This window comes from Mesorhizobium sp. 131-2-1, assembly GCF_016756535.1.
Classification (GTDB): domain Bacteria; phylum Pseudomonadota; class Alphaproteobacteria; order Rhizobiales; family Rhizobiaceae; genus Mesorhizobium.
In genome coordinates this window covers 1355336-1381024 of the sequence record NZ_AP023247.1, presented here as the reverse complement: position 1 = coordinate 1381024, position 25689 = coordinate 1355336, and the positions used below count along the sequence as shown (strand labels likewise).

Genomic DNA, 25689 nt, shown 5'->3' with positions numbered 1-25689 from the left:
ACCCCAAGGGAAGTCGCCACCGCCGCTGCGGCAGGCGAAGAGACCGGGGCGCGGGCAAACCCGCGCCCCGGTCCGCAAGCTTGATTACATGGTCTTTCCGGCGGCGAAGGCGTCGCGCTGCGCCTGACGCTCTGCGTCGGGAGCCGAAACCAGGCCGTACTCGGCGAGCGGGCTCTCCGGGCCGATCATCTGGTCGTCGAGGAAGAACTCGACATATTCCTTCAGGCCCGGAACGACGCCGAGATGAGCCTTCTTGACGTAGAAGAACAGCGGGCGCGAAACCGGATACTTGCCGCTGGCGATGGTCTCGGTCGAGGGAGCGACGTCCGACACGGTTGCGACCTTCAGCTTGTCGGCATTGTTCTCGTAGAAGGCGAGGCCGAACACGCCGACGCCGGTCTTGTTGGAGTCGATGCGGGCGAGCGTCTCGGTGTAGTCGCCGTCGATGTCGACAGCCTTGCCGTCCTTGCGGATGGCGATGCAGGTCTTGCCGACTTCCTTGTCGTCGCTGATGCCGGTGGCCTTGATGGCGGCCTTGTCGCAGCCGGCGTCGAGAAGCTTGGTCTCGAACACTTCGCGCGTGCCGTGCTTTTCACCGGGGATGTAGGCGGCGATATCCCAGTCGGGCAGCTTCGGGTTGACCTGGCTCCACTTGGTGTTCGGATTGTCAACCAGCTTGCCGTCGACGACCAGCTTGGCGGCGAGCGCCTTGTAGATGTCGGCGGGAACCAGCGCCCAGTCCGGGCCGTTGATGTCGGTGGCGAAGACGATGCCGTCATAGCCGATGCGGACTTCCTGGATGTCCTTCACGCCGGCGTCGGCGCAGGACTTGAGCTCGTCCTTCTTGATCGGGCGCGAGGAATTGGCGATGTCGATGGTGTCTTCGCCGACGCCCTTGCAGAATTCCTTGATGCCGGCGCCGCTGCCGCCGGACTCGACCACCGGGGTCTTGAACTTGGTGAAGGTCTCGCCGAACTGCTCGGCGACGATCTTGGCATAGGGAAGCACGGTCGACGACCCGGCAACCTGGATCTGGTCGCGCGCGGCGGCGAAGCCGGACGACGCGGCCAGCGCAAGCGCCGCGGCCGACGCCGTAAGGAGGAATTTGTTCATATGGCCTGCTCCTGTTCGGAAGATGGTCTCTTCGAAAGATGGACTCTTGGCACCGCTGTCCATCGGCGCCCGGTGAGGGCAATAGCTTCCGATTATTACAGTCGCATGACAGTTTCGTGTCAGCCCGGTAACGTCTGACGGGCCTGTCGCAAACGGCTGGTCGCGGGCCTTGGTGAGGCAACGGCGGTTTGCCGCCGGAATCAGGGACTTGCGGGGTTTTCGGGAGCCGCTTCAGTTCTCGGCGGCACGAGCCTCGGCCGCCGAGAAAAGAAAAGCCGGACGAGAGCGCGTTGCCCGTGGCCAGAGCGCATCATGGCCGGGCCATCGCCGAAAACAGGTCCGTTGGGGTAGATTCGACGCTGTTCCATGCCGGCGGTCGCCGCTCCCGCCCGTAACCGAGGAAGCGAATCCGATGCGGGCATTGTTCCGGCTCGGCGCCCATCTTGGTATGGTGCGATCGCACCATAGCCTGCGGCATCCCTTCGGCTTCCAGCGCTGCTTCGCGCAGATTCGACGCGACGCGCCGGCCCGGAGGAGATATTCGGCCCTCTGCCTCGGCAGGTCTAACCGGCGTTTCTCTGGACCTGGCTGCCCTGGCCCAGCCAGCGCTCGAGCTTCTCGAGCAGCGCCCTGGGGCTGATCGGCTTCGGCAAATAGTCGTCCATGCCGGCCTCCAGGCAGCGCTCGCGGTCGCCCTTCAGCGCATGCGCGGTGACGCCGACGATCGGCACATGCAAGCCGCTCTCCTCTTCCAGCCGGCGGATGGCGGCCGTCGCCTCCAGTCCGTTCATCTCCGGCATCGAAACGTCCATCAGGATCATGCGCGGATTGAGCCGGCCGTAGGCGTCGAGCGCCTTGCGGCCATTGCCGACGATCTCGAAGCCGTAGCCAGTCTCGCCGAGGATTTGCGTGAACACCATCTGGTTCACTTCATTGTCCTCGGCGACGAGGATGTCGAGGCCGCGTTCGGCGCCTGCCGGCCGGGCGCGCGCACGAACCGGCGGTGGCTGCAGCAGGGCCCGTTCCGACGCTGCCGTTGGCGCCTGCGCCGGCGTTGCCCGCGGCGCTCCGCTGACCGGAGCGCCAGCCGCCGATTGCGGCGGACGGCTGCCGTCCGTGCTGTGGCGATGGCGCTGGATGGTGGCGACCAGCGTCTCCAGCAGCACCGAGGAGCGGGCCGGCTTGATGAGCTGCGCGTCGATGCCGAGGTCGCGGTAGCTGGTGTTGGCGAGCGACTGGTCGACGGACGTCAGCATGATGATCGGTGTGTGGGCGAGGCCGTCGGTGTTGCGCACGATGCGCGCCATCTCGGCGCCGGTCATGCCTGGCATCTGGTAGTCGAGCACGACGCAGTCGACCGCCACGCCATAGGCGGCCGCCGCGATCAGCACCTTCAGCCCCTCGGCGCCGCTCTCGGCCGCGCAGGAATCGAACGTCCAGGACGCCATCTGCTCGCTGAGGATCGAGCGGTTGACGGCATTGTCGTCGACGATCAGCACCCGGGCCCCTGTCACGTCCACGGGCATGATCCGCTGCGCGCCCTCCTGCACGGCACGCGGCAGCGTCACCGTGAACCAGAAGGTCGAGCCCTTGCCCTCGGCGCTCTCGACGCCGATCTCGCCGCTCATCAGTTCGACCAGCCGTGAGGTGATGGCAAGGCCGAGCCCGGTGCCTTCGTGCCGCCTCGTCGACGACGTGTCGACCTGGTTGAACTTCTCGAAAACGGCCTTCAGCTTGTCTTCCGGAATCCCGATGCCGGTATCGGTGACCGAGATGGTGAGCTTGGTCCCCATCGGCACGCGCTCGCCGGTGACATCGACCAGCACATGGCCTTCGTCGGTGAACTTCACCGCATTGCCGAGCAGGTTGGTGACGATCTGCCTGATGCGCCCGACATCGCCGATGAAGTGGCCGTCGAGGCCCGGCTGGACGCGCACGATGAGCTCGAGGTCCTTCTCCTTGGCGCGTGTCGACACCAGCGTCGCCACATCCTCGATCGCCTCGGCCAGGTTGAAGGGCGCCGGGTCGAGCACCAGCTGGCCAGCGTCGATCTTGGAGAAGTCGAGGATGTCGTTGATGATGGTGAGCAGCGCGTTGCCCGACTTGACGATGATGTCGGTGAACGTCTTCTGCTTGGGGTCGAGATCGGACTTGGCCAGCAGTTCGGCCATGCCGAGCACGCCGTTCATCGGCGTGCGGATCTCGTGGCTCATATTGGCCAGGAATTCCGACTTGGCACGGTCGGCGAGCACGGCGCGCTGCCGCGCCTCGCTGAGCTCGGCCTCGCGCTGCTTGAGCTCGGTGATGTCGGTCGTCGAACCGATCAGATAGAGCGAGCCGTCGGAGGCGATCATCGCCCCTTTGCGCGCGAACTGGTGCCTGACGCTGCCGTCGGCGAGCGTCACTGTCTCCTCGATCTCCTGCGTCTCGCCGGTCCGCAGCACGGCGAGATCGCCGGCGATGAAGGCCTCGCCGTCCGGCCCGAATATCTCGACGTCGGTCTTGCCGATCGCCTCTTCCTTGGCGAAGCCGGTGAGATCGCACCAGCCCTGGTTGACGTAGAACTGCCTGAGGTCCGAGCGCTTGGCGTAGATCGACACCGGCACGTTGTCGATGAGGCTGCGGAACACCTCGTTCTCGCGCATGCTCTCTTCCAGCGCCCGCTCGCGCGCCTTGACGTCGGTGATGTCTGTGCTGGAGCCGACCAGGTGCACCGAACCGTCCGTCGCCACCAGGCGGCTCTTGCGCGTCATCAGCTGCCGCACCGTGCCGTCGCGATGGGTGACGGGCTCCTCGACCTCGCGCCCGTTGCCGGTGGTGACGACCTCGATGTCGTCATGGCTGTAGCTTTCGGCATCGTCGGTGCCGAACAGCTGGCGGTCGGTGCGGCCGATGACATCTTCCTTGGCAATGCCGGTGAGCGCGCACCAAGCCTTGTTGACGAATTCGATGCTGAGATCCTCGGCCTTGATGAAGGCCGCCACCGGCAGTTCGTCCATGACGTGGCGGAACAGGTCGATCTGGCGCATCGAATCATGCAGCGCCTTCTCGCGGCTCTTGATCTCGGAAATATCGACGCGCACGCCGATGAAGGTGCCGTCCTCGGTCCGCATGTCATAGACCTGGTACCAGCGGCCGTCGGGGTTGAGGCGCTCATAGGACGAGCTGGGCAGGCGGTAGTGCGCGCGCATGGCGTCGAGCCACGCGTCGAGATCGCTCTCATACAGCCTGTCGATCTCGGGATCGCCACTCTGGCGGAAATATCCGACCGAATGGCCGAGCGTCAGGGCCTCGCGGAAGCTTCGGCCGGGCTGCCAGACCGGCTTGAGCGCCGGAAGCGTCTCCTGCAGCTTCCGATTGGCGAAGACGAACCGGTCGTCGCGATCGTAGATGATGACGCCGGCCGGCAGCGATTCCAGCACGGTGGCGAGGTTCTTGTGCGCATCCTCGGCTTCGGTCTCGCGCCGCTTCATCTCGGAGATGTCGAAGATGAAGCCGGCGACATAGCTGCGACCGCTTGCCATCGTGACGCGGTTTTTCCGCACGATGCGCGAACGCGCGATGCCGGAGGCGGTAAAGCTTTCCTCGACTTCGTAGGCACGGCCGTCCGCCAGCACCTGCCTTTCGCTGTCCTCGAACAACACGGCCTCCTGCGGCGCGACGAAATCGCCGCCGCGTTTGCCGAGCATGTCTTGCTGCGTCCGGCCGAACAGCGCCGAGAAGGCTTCGTTGACGAACACGAAACGCAAATTGTCGTCCTTGACGAAGATCGGGTCCTTGACGCCGTTGATCACTGCCTCGGCCAGCCACGACTTCTCCAGCGCCTCGGCTAGCTCGGCTTCGCGATCCTTCATGGCGGTGACGTCGACATAGGAGATCAGCCGTTTGCCGCCCGCAAGCGGCGCCAGCGAGGCGATCAGCGTGCGGCCGTCATTGCGCGGAAATTGCCGAGATCCGGCCACGCCGGCCCGGATCTCGGCTTCGCGCTCGGCGATGTGGCGCTGCCATGCGGCGTCGTCCGTGCCGTAGGGGTCGATCCCGCGGCTTGCTTCCATCAATTCGCGAAACCCGCAGCCGCTGCCGGCACGGTCGGGGTCGATTTTCCAGAACTCATGGAAGGCGCGGTTGATCACCTCCGCGCGCATGTCCGCATCGAGGACAAGGACGCCGATCGGCATCTGGTCGACCATGGAGCGAAGATTGGCGAAGGTCTCCGCGGTCCTTGCGTTGGCGTTCTCGATCTCGGCGTCGCGACGCTTGAGTTCGGTGACGTCGTAGTAGGTCAGCAAGCGCTTGCCCCCGGACAACGCCGTCACCGAGAACATCATCGTCCTGCCGTCGGCGTGGACGAATTCGCGTGGCGCGACGGAGCCGGAGCGAATCTCCGCGACGCGGGTGGCGAGGTAGCGTTGCCACTCCTGTTCGTCGAGGTCGCCATAGATGCCGTTGTGGCGGTTGAGGTCCATCAGGCGGCTGAACGGAGCGCCGACGGCCACGGCCCCGTCGGGAATCCTGGAGAGGTCGCGGTAGGCCTTGTTGATGATCAGCGTATCGAGCTTGGCATCCAGGAGCACGACGCCCATGTGCATGGCGTCCATCGTGCGCTCGAGATCGGCAAGATGCTGCTCGCTGTCTTCGCCGGCGAACGCATCGCCGCCCCGCGCAACCGCTGCTTCGAGGGGGTCGCGTTTGCCGCCGTTCCCGCCCGTCCCGTCCACGTCCGCCATGCTGCTGCCACCCCCAGCCGAACCCCCCTTCGCGGTTCGTCGGCGGACTGTGCCTCAGAAGCATTAACGATCCGCTAACCTTAACAAAGCACCACCGCAGATCGGGCTTTTCGCAGCCTGGCCGCGTCGCGCCGGTTGTCGGCCGCGGCGCGGCCGCGTTATAAGGCGTATGGGGGTTTGCTAATGTTCGGACGAATCGTGCTGCTTTTCCTGTGCTCGGCGCTGCTTGCGGCAGGCGGTTGCGCGCGCAGCGACGACGGCACGGTGATGATCCCGAAGCCCCTCGACGTCCGGCGCATCTGGGACAGGCCGCCGCCGCCGCAAGCCGGTTCGCCGCAGCTGCAGCCAGGTGCCTTTCCGGCACCGCCGCAGGCGCCGAGACGCCTGGCGGGCCGCAGGCTTCCCCCGCCGCCGGCGCCAGCAGGGCAGATTCTGAGCCCTCCCTCGCTGTCGTCCGAGCCGGAGCCGCTTGCCTGCAGGAATGTCAGCGCACCCGGCAAACGCTTCCGTGTGGTCTGCGAATAGCGGCAGGGCGATAAACTCGGTTTGCCGGGAATGCCGGGCCGACCACCCTCGCCGGGCGCGTGCCGGCCAGTTCCTCGACCACGCTTTCATTTCAAGATTGAGACAGGGTCGATGCCGATACGGCGGCGCGGCCCGACGGCGCCCTCGGCCGCCAAACCCGCGGCCTAGCTCAAAATGTCGTATGGTCCCGGTGAAACCTTTGCCCCACACTTCGCGTTGTAGCGCAAAGGAGACTGAAGATGTCCATTCACTTCACCGTCTCCGGCCTGACCAGGAACCTCATCCACTCACTCGGACTGGACCACGAGCGGGCGCCGAGGGCTCTGACACCGGAGCAGAACCTGTTGCTGGAATGCTATCTGGCCGGCCAAATCCCGGAATCGGCGTGGAGCGACTACGTCTACGAGACGCCGGACCTGCAGCGCCACGTCAACGCGAGGCGCGCGCGGCACTAATACCCGCGCTATCGATCTGCTTTCGAAGCGCCGGCCGGCACTATGCCGGCTGGCGCAAGCTATTTTGATTTGTTGCCCGGCAATTCAATTGTTAGAGAGTTCGAGTTCTTGATCATCGTCCTCGCCAGCCTGCAGGCAAAGCCATGAAGAATATCTACGAAAAGCCGACGCCCGAGAAGCGAGGGAGGCTGTCGGACGTAACAGCCGTCAACGGGTCGTCCGCACCGGTTTCCTGAGCCCGCTTCGTGCCGTCTGCACTGAGATTACCGGCTGAACCGGGGATCCGGCGCTATTTCCTGGGCGAGTTGAACTGCAGCGTGTAGACCTTGCCGGCAATCCCCTTCGCCAGGGCCGGCGAGAAGCTCAGCGGCAGGCAGTGCTGCAGCGCCGAGGTCGCGGCCTCGACATAGCCCTGCCTGGCCTTGGCGTCACCGCCCACCTTGATCGCCGTCGGCCTGGGGCGACCGATCAGCGTGCCGTCCCGCCGGAAGCTGAAGCTCAAGGTGACCGACGCGTTTTCGGAATTCGCCGGCGGGGTCCAGCACGCCTGCAGCGCCGCGCCGACATCGTTCATCGTGTTGAGCACGGCGGCATTCGATTGACAGGACATGGCCGCCAGGAGCGCCGCGGCGATTGTCGGCAATGCAACGCTTTTCATTGCGAGGATTCTCGTCTCTCCGGCTCCGCCGCCAATCTCATGCTACGGTCAAAGCCGCCGCTGACAACAGGTTTCTCGGCGATCGGCGGGCGCGGCCACGGGGCCGGTCGTGCGACCCTCAAGACCGGCGACCGCGAAAAGCAAAAGGCCGGCGCGTGGCCGACCTTTCCTTTCGCCTCGGCATCCGCGCCAGTACATCCGTGGTCGCGCGCCTGAGGTGAACCAGAGACCAGTAGACAGGTCTTTGGTTAACGAATCCTTAGCCTCGAACCGGCCATCAGGAACACCGGGCGTCAGCCCTCACGCCTTCGCCTGCGATTTCACATAGGCGATATAGCCACGCACGTCGCCGGCCGGCTCGGCATAGGCCTTGCCAAGCTTCTTCTCCATCGCCGCCATATAGTCCTTCGCCCATTTGGGCAGCGCGTAGTCGATGACAGCCAGGAACTCGAGCGTCGCCGCCAGCCTTATGTCGGCGATCGACGGATTGCTGCCGCCGATGAACGGCTTGCCGTTCCTGAAGAAGCTGTGAAAGACCTCGAGCGGCTCGGCGATTGCCGCCGCGGCTGCCTTCTGGGCCTCCGACTTCCTGTCTGGATGGGCGTCGCTGTGGCCAACCTCGCCGGCATATTGCGGGAAGCCGAGCGCCGGATAGGTGGCGCGCGCGATGTAAGGGTAGAGCGTGCCGACCAGGTAGAACATGGCGCTGTCGATCATCGCCCGCTTGGCCGGCGCCTTGGGATAGAACTTCTCCAGCCCGTGCTTGTTGGCAAGATACTGCATGATGGCGCAGCTTTCCCACAACACGCCGCGCGGCAGGCCCTTGTCCTCGATCATCGGCGTCAGATGCGCCGGGTTGCGCGCCAGGAATTCGGGCGAGCGCGTATGGCCCCAGGCGTCGGTCTCGGCCGGATCGAAACCAGCCGCGCGCGCGAACACCCGGACGGTCATGTTGTTGACGCTGGGCTTCAGCATGCTGAGCCTCAGCCCCGGCTTCTTCGCCGTCTTCGCCTTAGGCGCGGCTTTTGCCGTCGCCGGCGCGGCTTTTGCCGTCGCCTTCGCGGCCGGCTTGGCCGTCGCCTTTGCCGCGGGCTTCACAGTTGCTTTCGCGGCCGCCTTGGCCGCCGGTTTCCTTGCACTCTTTGCTGCTGCCTTTGCCATCTGTTCCTCCCTCAGGCTTTCTATGCTTCTTAGTATGGATTTTTCGGCGCCCGCTCGTCCGACAGGGTCGCGCGCGACCATTCGACCAGCGTCTGGATCGCGTCGGCGAGATGCACTTCCGCGATGTTGTAGTCGCCGCGCGCGACGCGGATCTTGTGCGCCTGCATCAGCACGTCGGCATGGGTGAAGCCCACGGGCGGCTCAAAGCGATAGGAGGCGAGCTCGATCAAGAGGCCGAGCGGATCCTCGAAATAGATCGAATCCATAAAGCCGCGATCCTTGACGCCGCTGTGCTTTATGCCGCGCTCGTCGAGCCGGGCGACCGCCTGCAGGAAGGTGACGCGCGACACCGCAAACGCGATGTGGTGGACGCAGCCCGTATCGGTGGGCGTGCGCCTGGCCACCGCCGCGCGGCTCTCATCGGTGAAGACGGTGATCAGCCGCCCGTCGCCCGGATCGAAATAGAGATGGCTCTCGCTCGCCTTGTCGAGATTGGGCTGCTCGAAGACGAACGGCATGCCGAGCACGCCTTCCCAGAAATCGATCGAGGTCTGGCGCCCGGCGCCGACCAGCGTGATGTGATGGACGCCCTGCGATTGCAGTTTCTGCATCGGTCTCCTCCCTCGAACTCTGGCATCCGCGCCATCCGGATCTGCGCCCGGCATTTTGCACCGCCGCGACGAGCGATGCCCAAAGTTCCAACACAGGATGCTAATTCAATCAGCCCCTGCGCGCCAGAAGCGAAGGCAGTTCCGTCCGCTAGGTCAGCAGCGCCCCTATACTTTGGAAAAGTGCGTGCTGTTCGTCGCGTTTGACGGCAAGGCCCCCTTTCGAGGTCGTGGGCTTGTTTCAAGGGGTGCGAGCGCAGATCACTTGTCAATGGGCAATCACTAATGTTAGTCGCCGTTGTCGTATACCGGGGGGGTATCGATGTTTCCAGACCAAGTCTTTTGCCGCATCTGTCACGTAAAAATCGGATATGAGGAACGGGAGCAGCACATTCGCACCGAATTTGCTCGTCGAGGTGTCCCGGTCCACTGGTATCTAGACCACGACATCGCTGATCTCTCGGCAAAGGATCGACAGGCAATTATCAATCCTGCGCAGGTGTCCTTGGCGCGCAAGCACATTGGCATCTGGAGAGAATTCCTCAACACCGAATTGCCGTATTGCCTGGTGTTTGAGGATGACGTGTTTCTCGCTCGCAACTTCGTGGCGCGCCTCAAGGATGCACTTGGCGAGCTTGCAGCCGACAGGCAGGCGGTCGTTTATCTGGGCAATGGCGGGAACTATTATACGCCACGGTCCAAGCTGACCAAAGGTAGATCGCTCTATCCTGCGAACCATAGTCGCTGCACGGATTCCTACATTTTGACTCGATCGGCTGCGGAAGTGCGGTGCAATTGGTTTGACGGAAACGAATTTGGTCTTCCAGTCGATATTGCGGTAAATCACTGCGACAAGGCTACCGGCACGGACATACTGTGGTTCGAGCGACCTATCGTAGAGCAGGGCACTCACAACGGCCGATTCACGACGTCAATCGAGGGCGGTAAGCAGAGACCTCTCTGGTGGAAGCGCATTGAATGGAGATGGAAAAAATATCGCAGGCAGTTCTTTGGCCACACTGCCAGCTAACCAAAGCGCTCGACAAAGCGCTCAGCCGGCAGATCGAAGGCTGCCTTCTCTAGCTTCAGTTTTTCCAGCGGCCAGTCCCACCAACGAATTCGTTGCATCGCCTCGATGGTCTCGACTGAGAACCGGTAGCTAATCGGCCTCGCCGGGTTGCCAGCTGCAATCGCATAGGGCGGAACATCTTTGGTTACCACGCTCCCCGCCGCAACGACGGCGCCGTTGCCGATGGTGACCCCTGACAGGATTATGGCGCGGGCTCCGATCCAGACGTCATTGCCAACGACTATCGGCCCCTTCGTCTGTAGATATTGCTCTATCGTCTTCGTCATCAGGATCTGATTCTGCAATCCGAAATTGGAAGCAGTCCCGGTCGGGTGATCCGCCTGGCAGATAAACAACACGCCCGGCGCGATCGCGCAGAATGAGCCAATATCCACTGGCGATTTCTCGGTGCAATAGAGGAAGGAATTGCTACTTAGATTGTGAGAGTATCGTCCGACCCGGACATGTTCCGGCAACCGGTGCCTACCCCGAAAAATCTTTTTGTCTCGCAACCATCTGCTCACTTTCGACATTGTACCGCTGCCTCCCCAGCATCGCGAAGATTGTCCCGGCTTCTTGACAGGGGCGTCCGTAGCCGCTGCACCTTTGAGCCTTTGCCTCTGCGAGGCATACTGAGATTTTGGACATCAGTGCGACGCCAAACAAGCGCCACAGTGAGAATAGAACCGACCGACGTCGCGAGATGGCGATGAGGCCTGTACCGTGAGCACAAGGCGCCAGCGGAGCGCGGAAATAGCCATCACCAAGGGTTCATTTGATGGCCTTGGGATTGATGACGCGAACTCGTGATATTGCTTGGTACGCCCAAGGGGAATCGAACCCCTGTTCCCGCCGTGAGAGGGCGGTGTCCTGACCGCTAGACGATGGGCGCGCTCAAGAACCGGCCATATAGGCTGACGGTTGTGAAAAAGCAACTGGGGTTTCGAACACTGCGCAACTTTGGCAAACAGCGCGCTCAGCCCTGCCGTTTTGGCTCGATCAGGTCCCAGAGATTGCCGTGGAGATCGGCGAACACGGCCACCGTGCCGTAGGCCTCGAAGCGCGGCGCCTCACGGAACTCGACGCCCTTGGCCAGCATCGCCCGGTGGTCGCGGGCGAAATCGTCGGTCTCGAGGAACAGGAAGACCCTGCCACCGGACTGGTTGCCGATGCGGCTTGCCTGCTCGGCGTCGGACGCTTCGGCCAGGAGCAACCTGGCGCCCTGCCCGCCAGCCGGCGCCACCACCACCCAGCGCTTGCCGCCGCCGAGATCGACATCCTCGGCAAGCGTGAAGCCGAGCTTGTCGACGTACCAGGCGACCGCCTCGTCATAGTCGCTGACGACGACCGTCACCGTGGCGACGCGGCGGTTCTTGGCGAAGCCGGTCATTGCGGCGAGACGCTCATTTGGTGCGGATCGCGAATTGGCCTATCACTCGGCGCTCGGCGATGTCGAAGACGAAGATGGCACGGCTGCCGTCGGCAAGTTCGGCGTCTATGGAAATGCGGTTGCCGGACAGCGACTGGCTGATCACCTTGGCGCCGACGGGCAGCACGATGTCGGCGTTCAACGGTTCGCCGGCCGGCACCTGGATGTCGCCGGCGAGCGGCGGGGCGACGGACGGCGCCTTGCGCGCTTTGTAGACAAGTGCTCCGATCACCACCATAAGGGCGAGGAACAGCAGCCCGAGATTGACGGCCATGAAGCGGATGAGTTTGCCGCGCACCTTCTCGACTTCGGCGTCGAGCGGCTTTTCTTCGTCTTCCTCGGCAATTGGCCTGGCCATGGAATTGGGTTCCAGAACGGTTTTCGATGAGCGCTCATAGCGAAGAGGCCTCCAGATTAATAGAGGATCGTTTGACAGGTAATGATTTGACGGCCGGCGGATCGGTCACGCTGGAGGCCGGCCCGGATGCCGCCGGCCAGCGCCTCGACCAATGGCTGGCCAGCCAGCTCGGCCCGGACATGTCGCGCAGCCGGGTGCAGATGCTGATCAAGCAGGGCGCGGTCAGCATCGGCGGCAAGATCGTCGAGGAGGCCAAGCGCAAGATGGCCGCCGGCGAGCGCGTCTCGGTCGAGATGCCGGAGCCCGAACCGGCCGAGCCGCAGGGCGAGGCGATCGCCCTCGACATCCTGTATGAGGACGATGAACTCATCGTCATCAACAAGCCGGCGGCGCTGGTCGTCCATCCCGGCGCCGGCAACTGGACCGGCACGCTGGTCAACGCGCTCATCCACCATTGCGGCGACAGCCTGTCAGGCATTGGCGGCGTCAGGCGGCCGGGCATCGTTCATCGGCTGGATAAGGAGACCAGCGGCGTCATGGTCGTCGCCAAGACCGACCGCGCCCACAAGGCGCTCTCGGAGGCCTTTGCCGATCATGGCCGCACCGGCGACCTCGAACGTGCCTATCTTGCGCTGGTCTGGGGCATTCCGTCGAGGCCGGCCGGAACGGTCGACGCGCCGCTCGGCCGCGCCGCCGACCGCGTGCGCCGCGCCGTAGTGCCGGAAGGCCGCGACGACGCCCGCCATGCTGTCACGCATTTTGCCGTGATCGAGCGCTTCGGCGAGCGGCAGAAGGACTTCGCAACGGCAAGCCTGGTCGAATGCCGGCTGGAGACCGGCCGCACCCACCAGATCCGCGTCCACATGGCCCATATCGGCCATCCGGTGGTCGGCGACCCCGATTACGGGATGGCCTTCCGCACCAAGGCGAACCGGCTGCCCGAACCGCTGAAAGGCGAGGTCAATGCATTTCCCAGGCAAGCTTTGCACGCCTGGCTGCTTGAATTCCGGCATCCGGCTACCCACCTAACGATGAGGTTCGAAGCACCGATACCGAGGGACATGGAGGCACTCATCGGCGGCTTTCGCAAGCTCTGAGCCCGCCATCGATCCGCTTCAAACCAACCATCAAAAAACCTGACTGGCGTTGTTCACTTCAGCGTGACACACTGTTTCGTGTTGAACAAATGCCTGTCTTTTCTGGTTTTGTTCCTATATACAGCAGTTGCCGCGAATGAGCCGTTTGGCATTCGCGTCACATGCCCGCCGCGTTTCGGGGGCATCACTCCAAGAGAGAGGGGGCGCTATCATGGCCCAGTCATTACCCAGTATCGTTTCCGGCGAAGGCGGCCTCAGCCGCTACCTGGAAGAAATCCGCCGCTTTCCGATGCTTCAGCCGCAGGAAGAGTACATGCTCGCCAAGCGTTACGCCGAGCATGAAGACACCACGGCTGCGCACAAGCTCGTCACCAGCCACCTCAGGCTCGTCGCCAAGATCGCCATGGGCTATCGCGGCTACGGCCTGCCGATCGGCGAGGTGATCTCGGAAGGCAATGTCGGCCTGATGCAGGCCGTCAAGAAATTCGAACCGGAGCGCGGCTTCCGGCTCGCCACCTATGCCATGTGGTGGATCAAGGCCTCGATCCAGGAGTACATCCTGCGCTCGTGGAGCCTGGTCAAGATGGGCACCACCGCCAATCAGAAGCGCCTGTTCTTCAACCTGCGCAAGGTCAAGGGCAAGATCCAGGCGCTCGACGATGGCGACCTGAAGCCCGACCAGATCGCCGAGATCGCCACCCGCCTCAACGTTTCCGAGGCCGAAGTGGTGTCGATGAACCGCCGCCTGTCGGGCGACGCTTCGCTCAATGCCCCGATCCGGGCGAGCGAGGGCGAGTCCGGCGAGTGGCAGGACTGGCTGGTCGACGACCACGAAAGCCAGGAAGAGATGCTGATCGAGCAGGACGAGCTGGAAAACCGGCGCGCCATGCTGTCGGGAGCTCTTTCCGTGCTTAACGAGCGCGAACGGCGCATCTTCGAGGCGCGCCGCCTCGCCGACGAGCCGCTGACGCTGGAAGAATTGTCGGCCGAGTTCGACATCAGCCGCGAGCGCGTGCGCCAGATCGAGGTGCGCGCTTTCGAGAAGGTGCAGGACGCGGTCAAGGCCGCGGCCAAGCGCCAGACGCAGGCACTGCGCACCATCGAGGCGCAGCCGGCGGCGTAAAGCCACAGCACATTAAAGCAACAACAAAAACGGCGGCGCCAGAATCTGGCGCCGCCGTTGTTGTTTGGCGAAAGCGGAGGCGAGCCCCTTTCTCCCCGTTCACGGGGAGAAAGGAAGGGGCTCACGCCGAAGGCTGCTTGGTCTTCCTGAGATACGGCAGGATCGTGTCGAAGGCGCCGAAGCGCTTGATCGCGTCCTCGTTCGAAACCGCGGCAGTGATGATGACATCCTCGCCCTGCTTCCAGTTGGCCGGCGTCGCCACCTGATGCTTGGCCGTCAGCTGGATGGAATCGATAACGCGCAGGATCTCGTCGAAGTTGCGGCCTGTGGTCATCGGGTAGGTCAGCACCAGCTTGATCTTCTTGTCTGGCCCGATGACATAGACCGAACGCACCGTGGCGTTGTCGGCCGGCGTGCGGCCTTCCGAGCTTTCGCCGGCGCCAGCCGGCAGCATCTCATAGAGCTTGGCGACCGCGAGATCCTTGTCGCCGATCAGCGGATACTTCACCTCCTGGCCGGTCGCGGTCTTGATGTCGGCCTGCCACTTGTCGTGGCTGGCGACCGGGTCGACGGAAATGCCGATGATCTTGACGTTGCGTTTTTTGAACTCGCCCTCCAGCCCGGCCATGGTGCCGAGCTCGGTCGTGCACACCGGCGTGAAATTCTTCGGATGGCTGAACAGCACCGCCCAGCCGTCGCCGATCCATTGATGGAAGCTGATCGTCCCTTGCGTGGTCTCCGCCGTGAAGTCCGGCGCAATATCGTTGATACGAAGACTCATGACATGTCCCTACCCTTTGACTGTCGCCGGCATGCCGCGCCGGCACCACTTGCATTCCCTAGCACTCCGGCGGCATGCTTCATACGGCAGCGGCCGCCGAGAATGGCTTCGGCGATGAAAAATTTTCATCTTTTCCAGGCAAATGCGGCAGGAATTTCTGCCGCGTCGGGGGCTCAGGCCTTCCTCACCGCCAGCGTCGTCGCCAGGTCTTCCATGCGCTGGGCCAGCGCGCCCAGCGCATCGGTCAGCACGCTGTCGCTCTTGCCGGCCTTGGCCAGCGCGTCGTCGCGCGTCTTGCGCAGCGTCAGCACTTCGCTTTCCATGCCCTTGACGCGCTTCTGCAGCTCCGAAAGCTCGTCCATGACCATGATGCCGGCCATCACCGTCAGCCGCTGGTCGCCGATCTCGCCAAACGAGTCCTTGAGATGCGCGACATAGCGGTCGAAGCGCTCGGCAAGGTCGATCAGATGCTCTTCCTGGCCCTCGTCGCAAGCCATGCGATACTGCTTGCCGTCGATGGAAACCGTGACCTGTGCCATTGGCCTACCTGTCCAACACCGCGCGGATGGTCTCCATGGCGGTCACCAGCCGGCGCGATACTTCCTTGTTGGCGTCTTCAAGCCGTTCGGCGCGCGCTTCGGAATTGTCGAGCTCCTGCGCCAGCCTGGAGCGGTCGGCGTTCATGCGCTGCACCTCCGCCTCGGCCTCCGAATAGTCGCGCTCGTGTTCGAGCTTGGCCGCGACGGCGTTTTCCAGCCCCTCGATGGCTTTGCCCAGCCTGGCGATGACTTCCTTGAGCGTCGTTTCCCCGGTCATGGCTCGTCCTGCACCCTGCCCATCACCGAATCGTTCGCGTTCAGAACGCGTTATCCAGGAAACATTAGGCGCCGTGTGAAGGCGACGTCAATAAAGCTCTCGCGACTGTCCCCCGCTAACGCTAATGTAGGGCCGCCGGACCATCACAAGACCGGCAAAAACGCACCGATTTGTTGACTCAAGGGCCGCGCCTGCTATGTGTCGCGCACCCTTTCCAGGCCTCTCCCAAGGCCTCAAACCCCCACCCCGGAGGAAGCATGACCTCGCGTGAACAACATGACCGGATGGCCAATGCGATCCGTTTTCTCTCCATGGACGCCGTCGAGAAGGCGAATTCCGGCCACCCCGGCCTGCCCATGGGCTGCGCCGACATCGCTACGGTGCTGTTCACCCGCTTCCTGAAATTCGACGCCAAGGCCCCGCACTGGGCCGACCGCGACCGCTTCATCCTGTCGGCCGGCCACGGCTCGATGCTGCTCTATTCGCTGCTCTATCTGACCGGCTACGAGGACATGACCCTCGACCAGATCAAGAGCTTCCGCCAGCTCGGCTCGAAGACCGCCGGCCACCCCGAATATGGCCATGCCGCCGGCATCGAGACCACCACCGGGCCGCTCGGCCAGGGCCTTGCCAACTCGGTCGGCTTCGCGCTCGGCGAGCGCATCATGAACGCCGCCTTCGGCAAGGACCTCGTCGACCACTACACCTATGTGCTGGCCGGTGACGGCTGCCTGATGGAGGGCGTCTCCCAGGAGGCCATCGCGCTTGCCGGGCATCTGAAGCTCAACAAGCTGATCGTGCTGTGGGACAACAACAACATCTCGATCGACGGTCCGGTGTCGCTGGCCGACAACACCGATCAGGTCGCCCGCTTCCAGGCCTCCGGCTGGAACGCCACCCATATCGACGGCTTTGATCCGGAAGCGATCGCCTACGCCATCGAGGCGGCGCGCCATTCCGACAAGCCGACGATGATCGCCTGCAAGACCACCATCGGTTTCGGCGCCCCGACCAAGGCCGGCACCAACAAGGCCCACGGCTCGCCGCTCGGCGCCGAGGAGATCGCCGGTGCGCGCAAGTTCTTCGGCTGGGATTCGCCGCCCTTCGAGATTCCGGGCGACATCCTCGGCGCATGGCGCGCCGCCGGCCAGGCCGGCGCCAAAGCCCGCGCCGACTGGGAAGGTCGCCTTGCCAAGGCCGACGCCAAGCTGAAGGGCGAGTTCGAGCGCCGCATCAGTGGCAAGCTGCCGTCGAACTTCGACAGCGTCATTGCCGACTACAAGAAGAAGCTCGCGGCCGACAAGCCGAAGGTCGCCACCCGCAAATCGTCGGAAATGGCGCTGGAGGTCATCAACGGCGCGGTGCCGGAAACCATTGGCGGTTCGGCCGATCTCACCGGCTCCAACAACACCAAGACCAGCCAGACCAAGAACATCACGCCGGACGACTACGGCCAGCGCTATGTCCATTACGGCATCCGCGAGCATGGCATGGCGGCGGCGATCAACGGCCTGACGCTGCATGGCGGCATCATCGCCTATGGCGGCACTTTCCTGTGCTTCTCCGACTATGCTCGTCCTTCGATGCGCCTGGCCTCGCTGATGGGCATCCGCTCGATCTTCGTCATGACCCACGACTCGATCGGCCTTGGCGAGGACGGCCCGACGCACCAGCCGGTCGAACACGTGGCGGCGCTGCGCGCCATCCCGAACCACAACGTCTTCCGCCCGGCCGACGCGGTAGAGACGGCGGAATGCTGGCAGCTGGCGCTCGAATCCGCAAAGACGCCGTCGACGCTGGCGCTGACCAGGCAGAACCTGCCGACGGTGCGCACCGAATTCACCGAGAAGAACCTCAGTGCTTCCGGCGCCTATGAACTCGCCGCGGCCAACGGCGAGGCGGCGGTGACGATCTTCGCCACCGGTTCCGAGGTCGAGATCGCGCTCGGCGCGCGTGATCTGCTGGAGAAGCACGGCCACCCGACCCGTGTCGTGTCGGTGCCTTGCTTCGAACTGTTCGACCAGCAGAGCGACGACTACCGGAGAAAGACGATCGGCAGCGCCAAGGTGAAGGTCGCCATCGAGGCGGGCATCCGCCAGGGCTGGGACCACATCATCGGCAGCGACGGCATCTTCATCGGCATGACCGGCTTCGGCGCCTCCGGCACCATCGAGCAGCTCTATCCGCATTTCGGCATCACCGCCGAAGCGGCGGCGAAAGCGGTGGAAGCCCGCCTGCATGGCAAGTAAGGGTTGAAGCAAGCGAGCCCGCCAAAACCGCGAATGGCCGTTTCGGCGGGCTGGCCCAACCTAATCGATTTAAATCCAGGCCTTCCAAGGCTGGATTCTTTGCCCGTCCGCCGCTATGAAGCTGCGGACCCCATCCGCCTCCCAGGGAGAGAAACATGACCGTCAGAGTTGCCATCAACGGATTCGGCCGTATCGGCCGCAACATCCTGCGCGCCATCCATGAATCCGGCCGCAAGGACATCGACGTCGTCGCCGTGAACGATCTCGGCCCGGTCGAGACCAATGCGCATCTCCTGCGCTACGACAGCGTGCATGGCCGCTTCCCACACGAAGTGACGGTCGACGGCGACCAGATCTCGGTCGGCTCTGAGAAGTTCAAGGTCACCGCCATCAAGGATCCGACGCAGCTGCCGTGGAAGGAGCTCGGCATCGATATCGCGCTCGAATGCACCGGCATCTTCACCGCCCGCGACAAGGCCGCAGCGCATCTGACCGCCGGCGCCAAGCGCGTCATCGTCTCGGCGCCGGCCGAAGGCGCCGACCTCACCGTCGTCTACGGCATCAACCACGACAAACTGACCAAGGACCACATCGTCATCTCGAACGCGTCCTGCACCACCAACTGCCTGGCGCCGCTGGCCGCCGTGCTGCACGAGACGGTCGGCATCGAGAAGGGCATGATGACGACGATCCACTCCTACACCGGCGACCAGCCGACGCTGGACACCATGCACAAGGACCTCTACCGCGCCCGCGCGGCGGCGCTGTCGCAGATCCCGACCTCGACGGGTGCTGCCAAGGCGATCGGCCTGGTGCTGCCCGACCTCAAGGGCAAGCTCGACGGCATCTCGATCCGCGTGCCGACCCCGAACGTCTCGGTCGTCGACTTCAAGTTCATCGCCAAGCGCTCGACCACCGCGCAGGAGATCAACGAAGCGGTGATCGCCGCCTCCAAGGGCAAGCTGAAGGGCGTGCTTTCCGTCACCCATCACCCGAATGTCTCGATCGACTTCAACCACGATCCGCATTCCTCGATCGTCGCCCTCGACCAGACCAAGGTGATGGACGGCAATTTCGTTTCGGTGCTGTCCTGGTACGACAATGAATGGGGCTTCTCCAACCGCATGGGCGACACCGCCGTCGCCTTCGGCAAGACCATCGCCTGATAGACCCAGGCTTCGATCTTTCCAGATCTGGGCGCCCGGCTTCGGCCGGGCGTTTTCGTTTGCAGGTCGCGCTGGTGCCCCGAGCGGCAAAACCTCCGGAAATCAGCGTCATAGGAGCAAAAAACCACGCTGCCGCCTTGCACTGGTCATGTCTTCGCCCCACTCTGCCGTAAAGCGGGGAGGGAGGCGGATCTGAGGGGCAATTCCGGATGGAGCATGCGATCTATCTTGTAACGCTGGTCGGCACCGCCCTTGTCGTTGCCGCCGCGTTTTCGAGCCTGATCGCCTTCCGCTTCGGCGCCCCCCTGCTGCTTCTCTTCCTTTGCATCGGCCTGGCCACCGGGACCGACGGCCTCGGCATCGAATTCGACAATGCAAGGCTCGCCTATTTTGCCGGCTCACTGGCGCTGGCCGTCATCCTCTTCGATTCCGGTTTCGGCACGCCGCTCAATGCCTTGCGCCAGGCGGCCGGACCGGCGCTGTCGCTGGCGACCGTCGGCGTGGTGCTGACCACCGGCGTGTTCGGCGCCGCCGCCTACTACATGCTCGACCTCACCTGGCTGGAATCCTTCCTGCTCGGCGCCGCCGTCGCCTCGACCGATGCCGCGGCCGTCTTCTTCCTGCTGCGCGCAGGCGAGATCAATCTGCGCGAGCGCGTGCGTGCGACGCTCGAGGTGGAATCCGGCACCAATGACCCGATCGCCATCTTCCTCACCATCACTCTGGTCGAGATCATCGCCGCCCACGCCAATCCCGAAGCCAATGTGCTGGTCACCAACCTGGTGCTCGGCTTCCTCATCAGCATGGGGCTTGGCGCCGTCATCGGCGTTCTCGGCGGCCTTGCCATCGTGCGCCTGGTCGAGCGGCTGAACCTCGACCACGGCCTGTTGCCGATCTTCGTGCTGACGCTGTCGCTGATGGTGTTCGCCGCCGCCGGCGCCATCGGCGGCTCGGGCTTCCTGGCGGTCTATCTTGCCGGGCTGATATCGGGCAATTCGGACATCCGCGCCGTCACCATCCTCAAGCGCTTCCAGGACGGCATGTCGTGGCTGGCACAGATCATCATGTTCCTGATCCTTGGCCTGTTCGCCACGCCCTCGCAATTTCCAGCGATCCTGGTGCCGGCGGTCCTGCTCGGCCTGTTCCTGATCTTCGTCGCGCGGCCGATCGCCGTCTGGCTCTGCCTGATCCCGTTCCGCCTGCCGCGCCCCGAGGTCGCCTTCGTCTCCTGGGTCGGCCTGCGCGGCGCGGTCTCCATCCTGCTCGCCATCACGCCGCTGCTCGGCGGCCTGGAAAACGGCCGCGTCATCTTCAACACCGCCTTCATCATCGTGCTGGTGTCGCTGGTCGTGCAGGGCTGGACCGTCGGGCCATTGGCGCGCCGCCTCGGCCTCATCGTGCCGGCAAGGCTCGGGCCGTTGGACAAGGTCGAGCTCGAACTGCCGGGCTCCGCACACCACGAGCTTCTCGCCTATCGCGTGGCGCCGGGCAGCCCAGTGGCGCGCGGCGAGCGCATCCCCCGCTGGGCCCGGCCCTCGCTGGTGCTGCGCGACGGCCGCTCGATGCGCTTCCAGGACATGGGACGGCTGGCTGCCGGCGACCAGGTCTACATCTTCGTGCCGGACCGTTATCCGCGCCTGCTCGACAAGCTGTTCGCCAGCCGCGCCGTGGTCGATCCGGAGGACGCGGACTTCTTCGGCGCCTTCGCGCTTGATCCGACGCGCTCGGCCGAGGAGCTGGAGGCAGCCTATGCACCAGGCCTGACCGAGGCGGAGCGCAAGGTGACGGTCGGCGCCCTGGTCACCGAGCGGCTCGGCGGCCATCCCGAATATGCCGACCGGGTGCTGATCGGGCCGATCGAGCTCATCGTGCGCGACGTCGACGACAAGGGCCGGATCACCGGCCTCGGCCTGTCGTTCGAGCCGACCGCGCCGGTGGCGCGCGTGCCGGTGTTCATGAGCGCCGGCGAGATCGGCGACCGCATCGCCGCGTTCGTCCGCGGCCGGCGCAAGCCGACGCCTGTCGCCGAAACGTCGGCGGAACAGTCCCCGACGCCCGAACCGGCCGCGCAAAAGGCAACGAGCGAAAGCTGATCTTACGCGCCTACATCATTTTTGCGCGCGCGCTTCCACGCGGCCCTTGCATCGTCGCCGGCGGCGGGTAAGGTCCCGGCGATTTTTCGCGGAAAGGGACCCAGCATGGCCGGCTTCAAGACACTGGACGACATCGGCAACATCTCCGGCAAGCGCGTGCTGGTGCGCGTCGACCTCAACGTTCCCGTCGCCGACGGCAAGGTCACCGACGTCACCCGCATCGAGCGCATCGCGCCGACCATCGCCGAGCTCTCCGGCAAGGGCGCAAAGGTCATCCTGCTTGCCCATTTCGGCCGCCCCAAGGATGGCCCCACGCCCGAATTCTCGCTGGAGCCTATCGCCAAGGCGACGGCGGAGGTTCTCGGTCGGCCTGTCGGCTTCGCCGCCGACTGCATCGGCGACACGGCAGGCAGCGCGGTCGCCGCCATGAACAAGGGCGACGTGCTGCTGCTTGAAAACACCCGCTTCTACAAGGCCGAGGAGAAGAACGACGCGGCCTTCACCGAGAAGCTCGCCGCCAATGGCGACATCTTCATCAATGACGCCTTTTCCGCCGCGCACCGCGCCCATTCCTCGACCGAGGGCCTGGCGCACCTGCTGCCGGCCTTCGCCGGACGCACCATGCAGGCCGAGCTCGACGCGCTGGAAAAGGGCCTCGGCAATCCCGTCCGCCCCGTCGTCGCCATCGTCGGCGGCGCCAAGGTCTCGACCAAGATCGACCTGCTGATGAACCTGGTGAAGAAGGTCGACTCGCTGGTCATAGGCGGCGGCATGGCCAACACCTTCCTGGCCGCGCGCGGCACCGCTGTCGGCAAGTCGCTCTGCGAGCATGACCTGGCCACCACCGCCAAGCAGATCATGATCGAGGCGGCCGAGGCCGGCTGCGCCATCATCCTGCCCGTCGACGGCGTCGTGGCGAAAGAGTTCAAGGCGGGCGCCGCAAGCGAGACCGTCGCCATCGATGCGGTGCCGGCAGACGGCATGATCCTTGATGTTGGCGCCAGGACCGTGAAGACGGTCACCGACTGGATCGACCGCGCCGCCACGCTGGTCTGGAACGGCCCGCTCGGCGCCTTCGAGATCGCGCCCTTCGACCACGCGACGGTGACGGCGGCAAAGCACGCCGCCCAGCGCACCAAGGCCGGCAAGCTCGTCTCGGTGGCCGGCGGCGGCGACACGGTGGCGGCGCTCAACCATGCCGGCGTCGCCGACGACTTCACCTATGTCTCGACCGCCGGCGGCGCCTTCCTGGAATGGATGGAAGGCAAGCCGCTCCCCGGCGTCGAGGTGCTGAAGCGCTGAAGCCATTCCAGGAGAAGCGCGCAGCGGTTTTTGGAATTGGGTGAAGGCAAGGCGGCAACGCCTGGCTTTGCCGAAATGCGACCACCGCCAACGGCCGATCAACACTCGGCGAGCCAGCCCGGCGGCGCGACTTTCACTCGATTTCGCGCTTTCCGGCATCATTCCTTTGGCGGTAGACTTCCGTGAAACGCGGAAACCACCGTCAGGAGGAAGCAAGAATGAGCGAACGTCTCGAAGACATTGCCGCCGCGATCGTGGCCGATGGCAAGGGCCTGCTGGCCGCCGACGAAAGCTCCGGCACCATCAAGAAGCGCTTCGACGTCATCGGCGTCGAATCGACCGCCGACAGCCGCCGCGACTATCGCGAAATGATGTTCCGCGCCAGGGACGCGATGACGAAGTATATTTCCGGCGTCATCCTCTATGACGAGACCATCCGTCAGAATGCCGCCGACGGCACGCCGCTGGTCGACATCATCAAGGCTTCGGGCGCCATTCCCGGCATCAAGGTCGATGCCGGCGCCAAGCCTCTGGCCGGCTTCCCTGGCGACACCATCACCGAGGGCCTCGACGGCCTGCGCGAGCGCCTGACGGACTACTACAAGCTCGGCGCCCGCTTCGCCAAATGGCGCGCGGTGATCGATATCGACGTCGCCAAGGGTGTGCCCTCTGCCACCTCGATCGGCTCGAACGCGCATGCGCTCGCCCGCTATGCCGCGCTCTGCCAGGAGGCCGGCATCGTGCCGATCGTCGAGCCGGAAGTGCTGATGGACGGCGCCCATGGCATCGACACCTGCTACGAGATCTCGAAGGCGACGCTGCTCAAGCTCTACAGCGAACTCTATGCCGCGCGCGTCGTGCTCGAAGGCACCATCCTGAAGCCGAACATGGTCATATCGGGCAAGAAATCGGGCAAGCTGGACAGCCCCGAGATAGTCGCCGAAAAGACGATCAAGCTGTTCCGCGAGACGGTGCCGGCGGCGGTTGCGGGCATTGCCTTCCTCTCCGGCGGCCAATCGGACGAGGAGGCGACCGCCAACCTCAACGCCATCAATGCCATCGGCCCGCATCCGTGGAAGCTGACCTTCTCCTATGGTCGCGCCCTGCAGGCGGCCGCGCAGAAGGCGTGGAGCGGCAAGGCGTCGAACATCGCCGCCGGCCAGGCGGCCTTTGTCCATCGCGCCCACATGAACCATCTGGCGGCGCTCGGCAAATGGCAGCCGGCGCTGGAAAAGGCCGCCTGACACGTTTCTTCGGAAGCGACGAAAACCCCGGGCGCACTGCCCGGGGTTTTGTTTTTCGCGGCCGGCATCCCCACTTCTGAGACGGCGTCGAAAAGCGCGCCGGCCCATGTCGGATGACGCAGATGCCGAACGTCCTTGGCAGGAGAGGACAGGAGATAGTCATGCATCGCAATGCCGTCGTTTCACGGGAAGACTGGTTCGAGGCGCACCGAGAGCACCTCGAGCGCGAGAAGGAGCTGACGCGGTTTCGTGATTGCGTCGCCGCCGAGCGGCGCGAATTGCCCTGGCTCAAACTCCGCAAGGACTACGTCTTCGAGAGCGAACAGGGGCCCAAGCGGCTGGCGGAGCTCTTTGGCGAAAACAGCCAGCTGATCGTCTACCACTTCATGCTGGCGCCCGGTTCGAACCATCGCTGCGAGGGCTGCTCCTTCCTCGCCGATCACATTGACGGCGCCAATCAGCATCTCCAGCATCATGATGTGTCGCTGGTCGTGGTGTCGCGTGCGCCGCTGGCCGAGCTCCTGCCCTACAAGCAGCGCATGGGCTGGAAGTTCGACTGGGTGTCGTCCTATGCGTCCGACTTCAACTTCGACATGCAGGTCTCCTTCACCGACAGGCAGATCGCCGCAGGCGACACCACCTACAACTTCGAAAAGCGCGCGCGCACGTCGAAGGACCTGCCCGGCACCAGCGTGTTCTACAAGGAAGAGGCCGGCGATATCTTCCTCACCTTCATGTCACGGGCCCGCGGTGGCGATCCGCTGATCGGCGCCTATCACTATCTCGACATGACGCCGAAGGGCCGTGACGAGACCGGTCCCTATGGCGGCTTGATGGACTGGGTGCGGCTGCATGACGAGTACGAGGACGGCCGCGAGCCGCGGGCAAGCTGTTGCGACTGACCCGGCGCGGCAAAGTCGTTCACCTCCCGAACAAGATGCGCTAAGGGCTGAGCCATGCAGCGCCTGCGCACCCTCCTCACCTGGCTCGCCTTTCCGGTCTATGTCTGGCAAGGGCTCGGCGTTCGCCGCCGCACCACCCGCATGCTGCCGGCGCGCGGTCCGGTCATGCACGAGATGCCAGGCACGGCGCCGGCGATCACGCTTCTGGTGTTGGGCGATTCCTCTGCCGCTTCGGTCGGCATCGGCCATTCCGAGAACGGGCTCGCGGCGCAGCTGGCCATCCTGATTGCCGAGCGGACGGGCAGCGCGGTGCGCTGGCGGGCGGCCGGCTTCAACTCGGCGACCTCAGGCCAGATCCGCGACCATGTCCTGCCCAATCTGTCGGCCGATCCATGGACGCACATCGTGCTTGCCATCGGCACCAACGACACGAAGAATTTCCATTCGGTGCCGCGCTTCAAGAAGGAGTTCGGCGGCCTGCTCTACGCGCTGCGCGCCAAATGGCCGGAGGCGCGCGTGGTGTGGTCGCCGGTGCTGGAGTTCACGCGGGCACCGGCCATGCCGTCCCTGCTTGGCAGTATCCTCGAGGTCAGGGCGACCGAGATGAACCGGATGGGCAAGCGCCTCTGCCTGGAGCGCGGCGCGGTGCCGGCGTCGCGCCTGCCGATCCTCGACCCGCAGGCCGGCTTTGCCGTCGACGGATTTCATGCCTCCGAAGCCGGCTACCGCGCCTGGGCGGAGCATCTTGTCGGCCCTGTTCTGGGTGAGCATCCCTCGGCGTAGCGGCGGCCGATGGGGGCTGACGTCCCCGCT

Annotated in this window: 23 protein-coding genes and 1 tRNA gene; 12 read left to right on the top strand and 12 right to left on the bottom strand. The window is 64.5% G+C overall.

The window, feature by feature from the left end:
• Nucleotides 1–84 precede the first annotated feature (84 nt).
• Both JG743_RS06765 and JG743_RS06760 read right to left on the bottom strand, forming a co-directional pair.
• Entirely contained in the window at nucleotides 85–1113 is a 1029-nt protein-coding gene (locus JG743_RS06765; RefSeq protein ID WP_202299034.1) for a PstS family phosphate ABC transporter substrate-binding protein, read from the bottom strand.
• A 563-nt stretch (nucleotides 1114–1676) separates the two neighbouring features.
• Complete coding sequence (locus tag JG743_RS06760) at nucleotides 1677–5840, bottom strand: PAS domain-containing protein (protein ID WP_244673075.1); 4164 nt, start codon at nucleotides 5838–5840, stop codon at nucleotides 1677–1679.
• Nucleotides 5841–6023: 183 nt separating this feature from the next.
• Between JG743_RS06760 and JG743_RS06755 the strand changes: the two genes are divergently transcribed.
• A complete protein-coding gene (locus tag JG743_RS06755) occupies nucleotides 6024–6365 on the top strand; it encodes a hypothetical protein (protein ID WP_202299033.1) in 342 nt (113 codons plus the stop codon).
• A gap of 239 nt (nucleotides 6366–6604) precedes the next feature.
• Nucleotides 6605–6820, top strand: a complete 216-nt coding sequence (locus JG743_RS06750; protein ID WP_202299032.1) for a hypothetical protein — start codon at nucleotides 6605–6607, stop codon at nucleotides 6818–6820.
• 289 nt (nucleotides 6821–7109) lie between these two features.
• On the opposite strand, the gene JG743_RS06745 is transcribed toward JG743_RS06750, so the two are convergent.
• From JG743_RS06745 to JG743_RS06735, 3 genes are all read right to left on the bottom strand, one after another.
• Complete coding sequence (locus tag JG743_RS06745) at nucleotides 7110–7430, bottom strand: hypothetical protein (protein WP_446720901.1); 321 nt, start codon at nucleotides 7428–7430, stop codon at nucleotides 7110–7112.
• 348 nt (nucleotides 7431–7778) lie between these two features.
• The gene (locus JG743_RS06740) at nucleotides 7779–8639 is read right to left on the bottom strand and encodes a glutathione S-transferase family protein (RefSeq protein WP_202299030.1); all 861 of its coding nucleotides are present in this window, start codon (nucleotides 8637–8639) and stop codon (nucleotides 7779–7781) included.
• A 29-nt stretch (nucleotides 8640–8668) separates the two neighbouring features.
• Complete coding sequence (locus JG743_RS06735; protein ID WP_202299029.1) at nucleotides 8669–9250, bottom strand: VOC family protein; 582 nt, start codon at nucleotides 9248–9250, stop codon at nucleotides 8669–8671.
• A gap of 319 nt (nucleotides 9251–9569) precedes the next feature.
• Here JG743_RS06735 and JG743_RS06730 point away from each other — a divergent pair, with 319 nt between their 5' ends.
• The gene (locus JG743_RS06730; protein WP_202299028.1) at nucleotides 9570–10277 is read left to right on the top strand and encodes a glycosyltransferase family 25 protein; all 708 of its coding nucleotides are present in this window, start codon (nucleotides 9570–9572) and stop codon (nucleotides 10275–10277) included.
• Here the strand turns inward: JG743_RS06730 and JG743_RS34565 are convergent.
• The 4 genes from JG743_RS34565 to JG743_RS06710 form a co-directional block, all read right to left on the bottom strand.
• Entirely contained in the window at nucleotides 10274–10711 is a 438-nt protein-coding gene (locus tag JG743_RS34565; RefSeq protein ID WP_274608521.1) for a CatB-related O-acetyltransferase, read from the bottom strand. The two genes, JG743_RS06730 and JG743_RS34565, sit on opposite strands and share 4 nt — an antisense overlap.
• 422 nt (nucleotides 10712–11133) lie before the next feature.
• A tRNA-Glu gene (locus JG743_RS06720) sits at nucleotides 11134–11208 on the bottom strand.
• Between the two features lie 84 nt (nucleotides 11209–11292).
• Complete coding sequence (locus JG743_RS06715; protein WP_202299026.1) at nucleotides 11293–11706, bottom strand: VOC family protein; 414 nt, start codon at nucleotides 11704–11706, stop codon at nucleotides 11293–11295.
• Nucleotides 11707–11719: 13 nt separating this feature from the next.
• Nucleotides 11720–12103: a fimbrial protein gene (locus JG743_RS06710; RefSeq protein ID WP_202299025.1), complete on the bottom strand. Its 384-nt coding sequence runs from the start codon at nucleotides 12101–12103 to the stop codon at nucleotides 11720–11722.
• Between the two features lie 26 nt (nucleotides 12104–12129).
• On the opposite strand from JG743_RS06710, the gene JG743_RS06705 reads away from it, so the two are divergent.
• Nucleotides 12130–13200 carry an RluA family pseudouridine synthase gene (locus tag JG743_RS06705; RefSeq protein ID WP_202299024.1) on the top strand — a complete coding sequence of 357 codons (1071 nt, stop codon included), beginning with the start codon at nucleotides 12130–12132 and terminating at the stop codon, nucleotides 13198–13200.
• Between the two features lie 211 nt (nucleotides 13201–13411).
• Nucleotides 13412–14323 (top strand): RNA polymerase sigma factor RpoH, encoded by a 912-nt coding sequence (gene rpoH, locus JG743_RS06700; protein ID WP_202299023.1) that lies wholly within the window; start codon nucleotides 13412–13414, stop codon nucleotides 14321–14323.
• Nucleotides 14324–14444: 121 nt separating this feature from the next.
• On the opposite strand, the gene JG743_RS06695 is transcribed toward rpoH, so the two are convergent.
• From JG743_RS06695 to JG743_RS06685, 3 genes are all read right to left on the bottom strand, one after another.
• Nucleotides 14445–15104, bottom strand: coding sequence for a peroxiredoxin (locus JG743_RS06695; protein WP_127282782.1), 660 nt, complete (start codon nucleotides 15102–15104; stop codon nucleotides 14445–14447).
• A 173-nt stretch (nucleotides 15105–15277) separates the two neighbouring features.
• The gene (locus JG743_RS06690) at nucleotides 15278–15643 is read right to left on the bottom strand and encodes a cell division protein ZapA (protein ID WP_202299022.1); all 366 of its coding nucleotides are present in this window, start codon (nucleotides 15641–15643) and stop codon (nucleotides 15278–15280) included.
• Nucleotides 15644–15647: 4 nt separating this feature from the next.
• On the bottom strand, nucleotides 15648–15920 hold the full coding sequence (locus tag JG743_RS06685) for a DUF4164 domain-containing protein (protein WP_006200774.1): 273 nt from the start codon (nucleotides 15918–15920) through the stop codon (nucleotides 15648–15650).
• Between the two features lie 257 nt (nucleotides 15921–16177).
• Here JG743_RS06685 and tkt point away from each other — a divergent pair, with 257 nt between their 5' ends.
• The 7 genes from tkt to JG743_RS06650 all read left to right on the top strand — a co-directional run bounded on the left by tkt (nucleotide 16178) and on the right by JG743_RS06650 (nucleotide 25659).
• Nucleotides 16178–18169: a transketolase gene (gene tkt / locus JG743_RS06680; RefSeq protein WP_202299021.1), complete on the top strand. Its 1992-nt coding sequence runs from the start codon at nucleotides 16178–16180 to the stop codon at nucleotides 18167–18169.
• Between the two features lie 155 nt (nucleotides 18170–18324).
• Complete coding sequence (gap, locus tag JG743_RS06675; RefSeq protein WP_126057972.1) at nucleotides 18325–19335, top strand: type I glyceraldehyde-3-phosphate dehydrogenase; 1011 nt, start codon at nucleotides 18325–18327, stop codon at nucleotides 19333–19335.
• Nucleotides 19336–19544: 209 nt separating this feature from the next.
• Nucleotides 19545–21428, top strand: a complete 1884-nt coding sequence (locus tag JG743_RS06670) for a potassium/proton antiporter (protein WP_202299020.1) — start codon at nucleotides 19545–19547, stop codon at nucleotides 21426–21428.
• Between the two features lie 105 nt (nucleotides 21429–21533).
• Nucleotides 21534–22730, top strand: a complete 1197-nt coding sequence (locus JG743_RS06665; RefSeq protein ID WP_202299019.1) for a phosphoglycerate kinase — start codon at nucleotides 21534–21536, stop codon at nucleotides 22728–22730.
• A gap of 218 nt (nucleotides 22731–22948) precedes the next feature.
• Nucleotides 22949–23974 (top strand): class I fructose-bisphosphate aldolase, encoded by a 1026-nt coding sequence (locus tag JG743_RS06660; RefSeq protein WP_202299018.1) that lies wholly within the window; start codon nucleotides 22949–22951, stop codon nucleotides 23972–23974.
• 161 nt (nucleotides 23975–24135) lie between these two features.
• Nucleotides 24136–24876, top strand: coding sequence for a DUF899 domain-containing protein (locus JG743_RS06655; RefSeq protein WP_202299017.1), 741 nt, complete (start codon nucleotides 24136–24138; stop codon nucleotides 24874–24876).
• Between the two features lie 54 nt (nucleotides 24877–24930).
• A complete protein-coding gene (locus JG743_RS06650; RefSeq protein WP_202299016.1) occupies nucleotides 24931–25659 on the top strand; it encodes an SGNH/GDSL hydrolase family protein in 729 nt (242 codons plus the stop codon).
• Nucleotides 25660–25689 lie beyond the last annotated feature (30 nt).

What these genes read in the sequence shown, in the direction of transcription:
- JG743_RS06765 (WP_202299034.1), bottom strand. Translation starts at nt 1,113, where the DNA reads ATGAACAAATTCCTCCTTACGGCGTCGGCCGCGGCGCTTGCGCTGGCC.
- JG743_RS06760 (WP_244673075.1), bottom strand. Translation starts at nt 5,840, where the DNA reads ATGGCGGACGTGGACGGGACGGGCGGGAACGGCGGCAAACGCGACCCC.
- JG743_RS06755 (WP_202299033.1), top strand. Translation starts at nt 6,024, where the DNA reads ATGTTCGGACGAATCGTGCTGCTTTTCCTGTGCTCGGCGCTGCTTGCG.
- JG743_RS06750 (WP_202299032.1), top strand. Translation starts at nt 6,605, where the DNA reads ATGTCCATTCACTTCACCGTCTCCGGCCTGACCAGGAACCTCATCCAC.
- JG743_RS06745 (WP_446720901.1), bottom strand. Translation starts at nt 7,430, where the DNA reads ATGTCCTGTCAATCGAATGCCGCCGTGCTCAACACGATGAACGATGTC.
- JG743_RS06740 (WP_202299030.1), bottom strand. Translation starts at nt 8,639, where the DNA reads ATGGCAAAGGCAGCAGCAAAGAGTGCAAGGAAACCGGCGGCCAAGGCG.
- JG743_RS06735 (WP_202299029.1), bottom strand. Translation starts at nt 9,250, where the DNA reads ATGCAGAAACTGCAATCGCAGGGCGTCCATCACATCACGCTGGTCGGC.
- JG743_RS06730 (WP_202299028.1), top strand. Translation starts at nt 9,570, where the DNA reads ATGTTTCCAGACCAAGTCTTTTGCCGCATCTGTCACGTAAAAATCGGA.
- JG743_RS06715 (WP_202299026.1), bottom strand. Translation starts at nt 11,706, where the DNA reads ATGACCGGCTTCGCCAAGAACCGCCGCGTCGCCACGGTGACGGTCGTC.
- JG743_RS06710 (WP_202299025.1), bottom strand. Translation starts at nt 12,103, where the DNA reads ATGGCCAGGCCAATTGCCGAGGAAGACGAAGAAAAGCCGCTCGACGCC.
- JG743_RS06705 (WP_202299024.1), top strand. Translation starts at nt 12,130, where the DNA reads ATGAGCGCTCATAGCGAAGAGGCCTCCAGATTAATAGAGGATCGTTTG.
- rpoH (WP_202299023.1), top strand. Translation starts at nt 13,412, where the DNA reads ATGGCCCAGTCATTACCCAGTATCGTTTCCGGCGAAGGCGGCCTCAGC.
- JG743_RS06695 (WP_127282782.1), bottom strand. Translation starts at nt 15,104, where the DNA reads ATGAGTCTTCGTATCAACGATATTGCGCCGGACTTCACGGCGGAGACC.
- JG743_RS06690 (WP_202299022.1), bottom strand. Translation starts at nt 15,643, where the DNA reads ATGGCACAGGTCACGGTTTCCATCGACGGCAAGCAGTATCGCATGGCT.
- JG743_RS06685 (WP_006200774.1), bottom strand. Translation starts at nt 15,920, where the DNA reads ATGACCGGGGAAACGACGCTCAAGGAAGTCATCGCCAGGCTGGGCAAA.
- tkt (WP_202299021.1), top strand. Translation starts at nt 16,178, where the DNA reads ATGACCTCGCGTGAACAACATGACCGGATGGCCAATGCGATCCGTTTT.
- gap (WP_126057972.1), top strand. Translation starts at nt 18,325, where the DNA reads ATGACCGTCAGAGTTGCCATCAACGGATTCGGCCGTATCGGCCGCAAC.
- JG743_RS06670 (WP_202299020.1), top strand. Translation starts at nt 19,545, where the DNA reads ATGGAGCATGCGATCTATCTTGTAACGCTGGTCGGCACCGCCCTTGTC.
- JG743_RS06665 (WP_202299019.1), top strand. Translation starts at nt 21,534, where the DNA reads ATGGCCGGCTTCAAGACACTGGACGACATCGGCAACATCTCCGGCAAG.
- JG743_RS06660 (WP_202299018.1), top strand. Translation starts at nt 22,949, where the DNA reads ATGAGCGAACGTCTCGAAGACATTGCCGCCGCGATCGTGGCCGATGGC.
- JG743_RS06655 (WP_202299017.1), top strand. Translation starts at nt 24,136, where the DNA reads ATGCATCGCAATGCCGTCGTTTCACGGGAAGACTGGTTCGAGGCGCAC.
- JG743_RS06650 (WP_202299016.1), top strand. Translation starts at nt 24,931, where the DNA reads ATGCAGCGCCTGCGCACCCTCCTCACCTGGCTCGCCTTTCCGGTCTAT.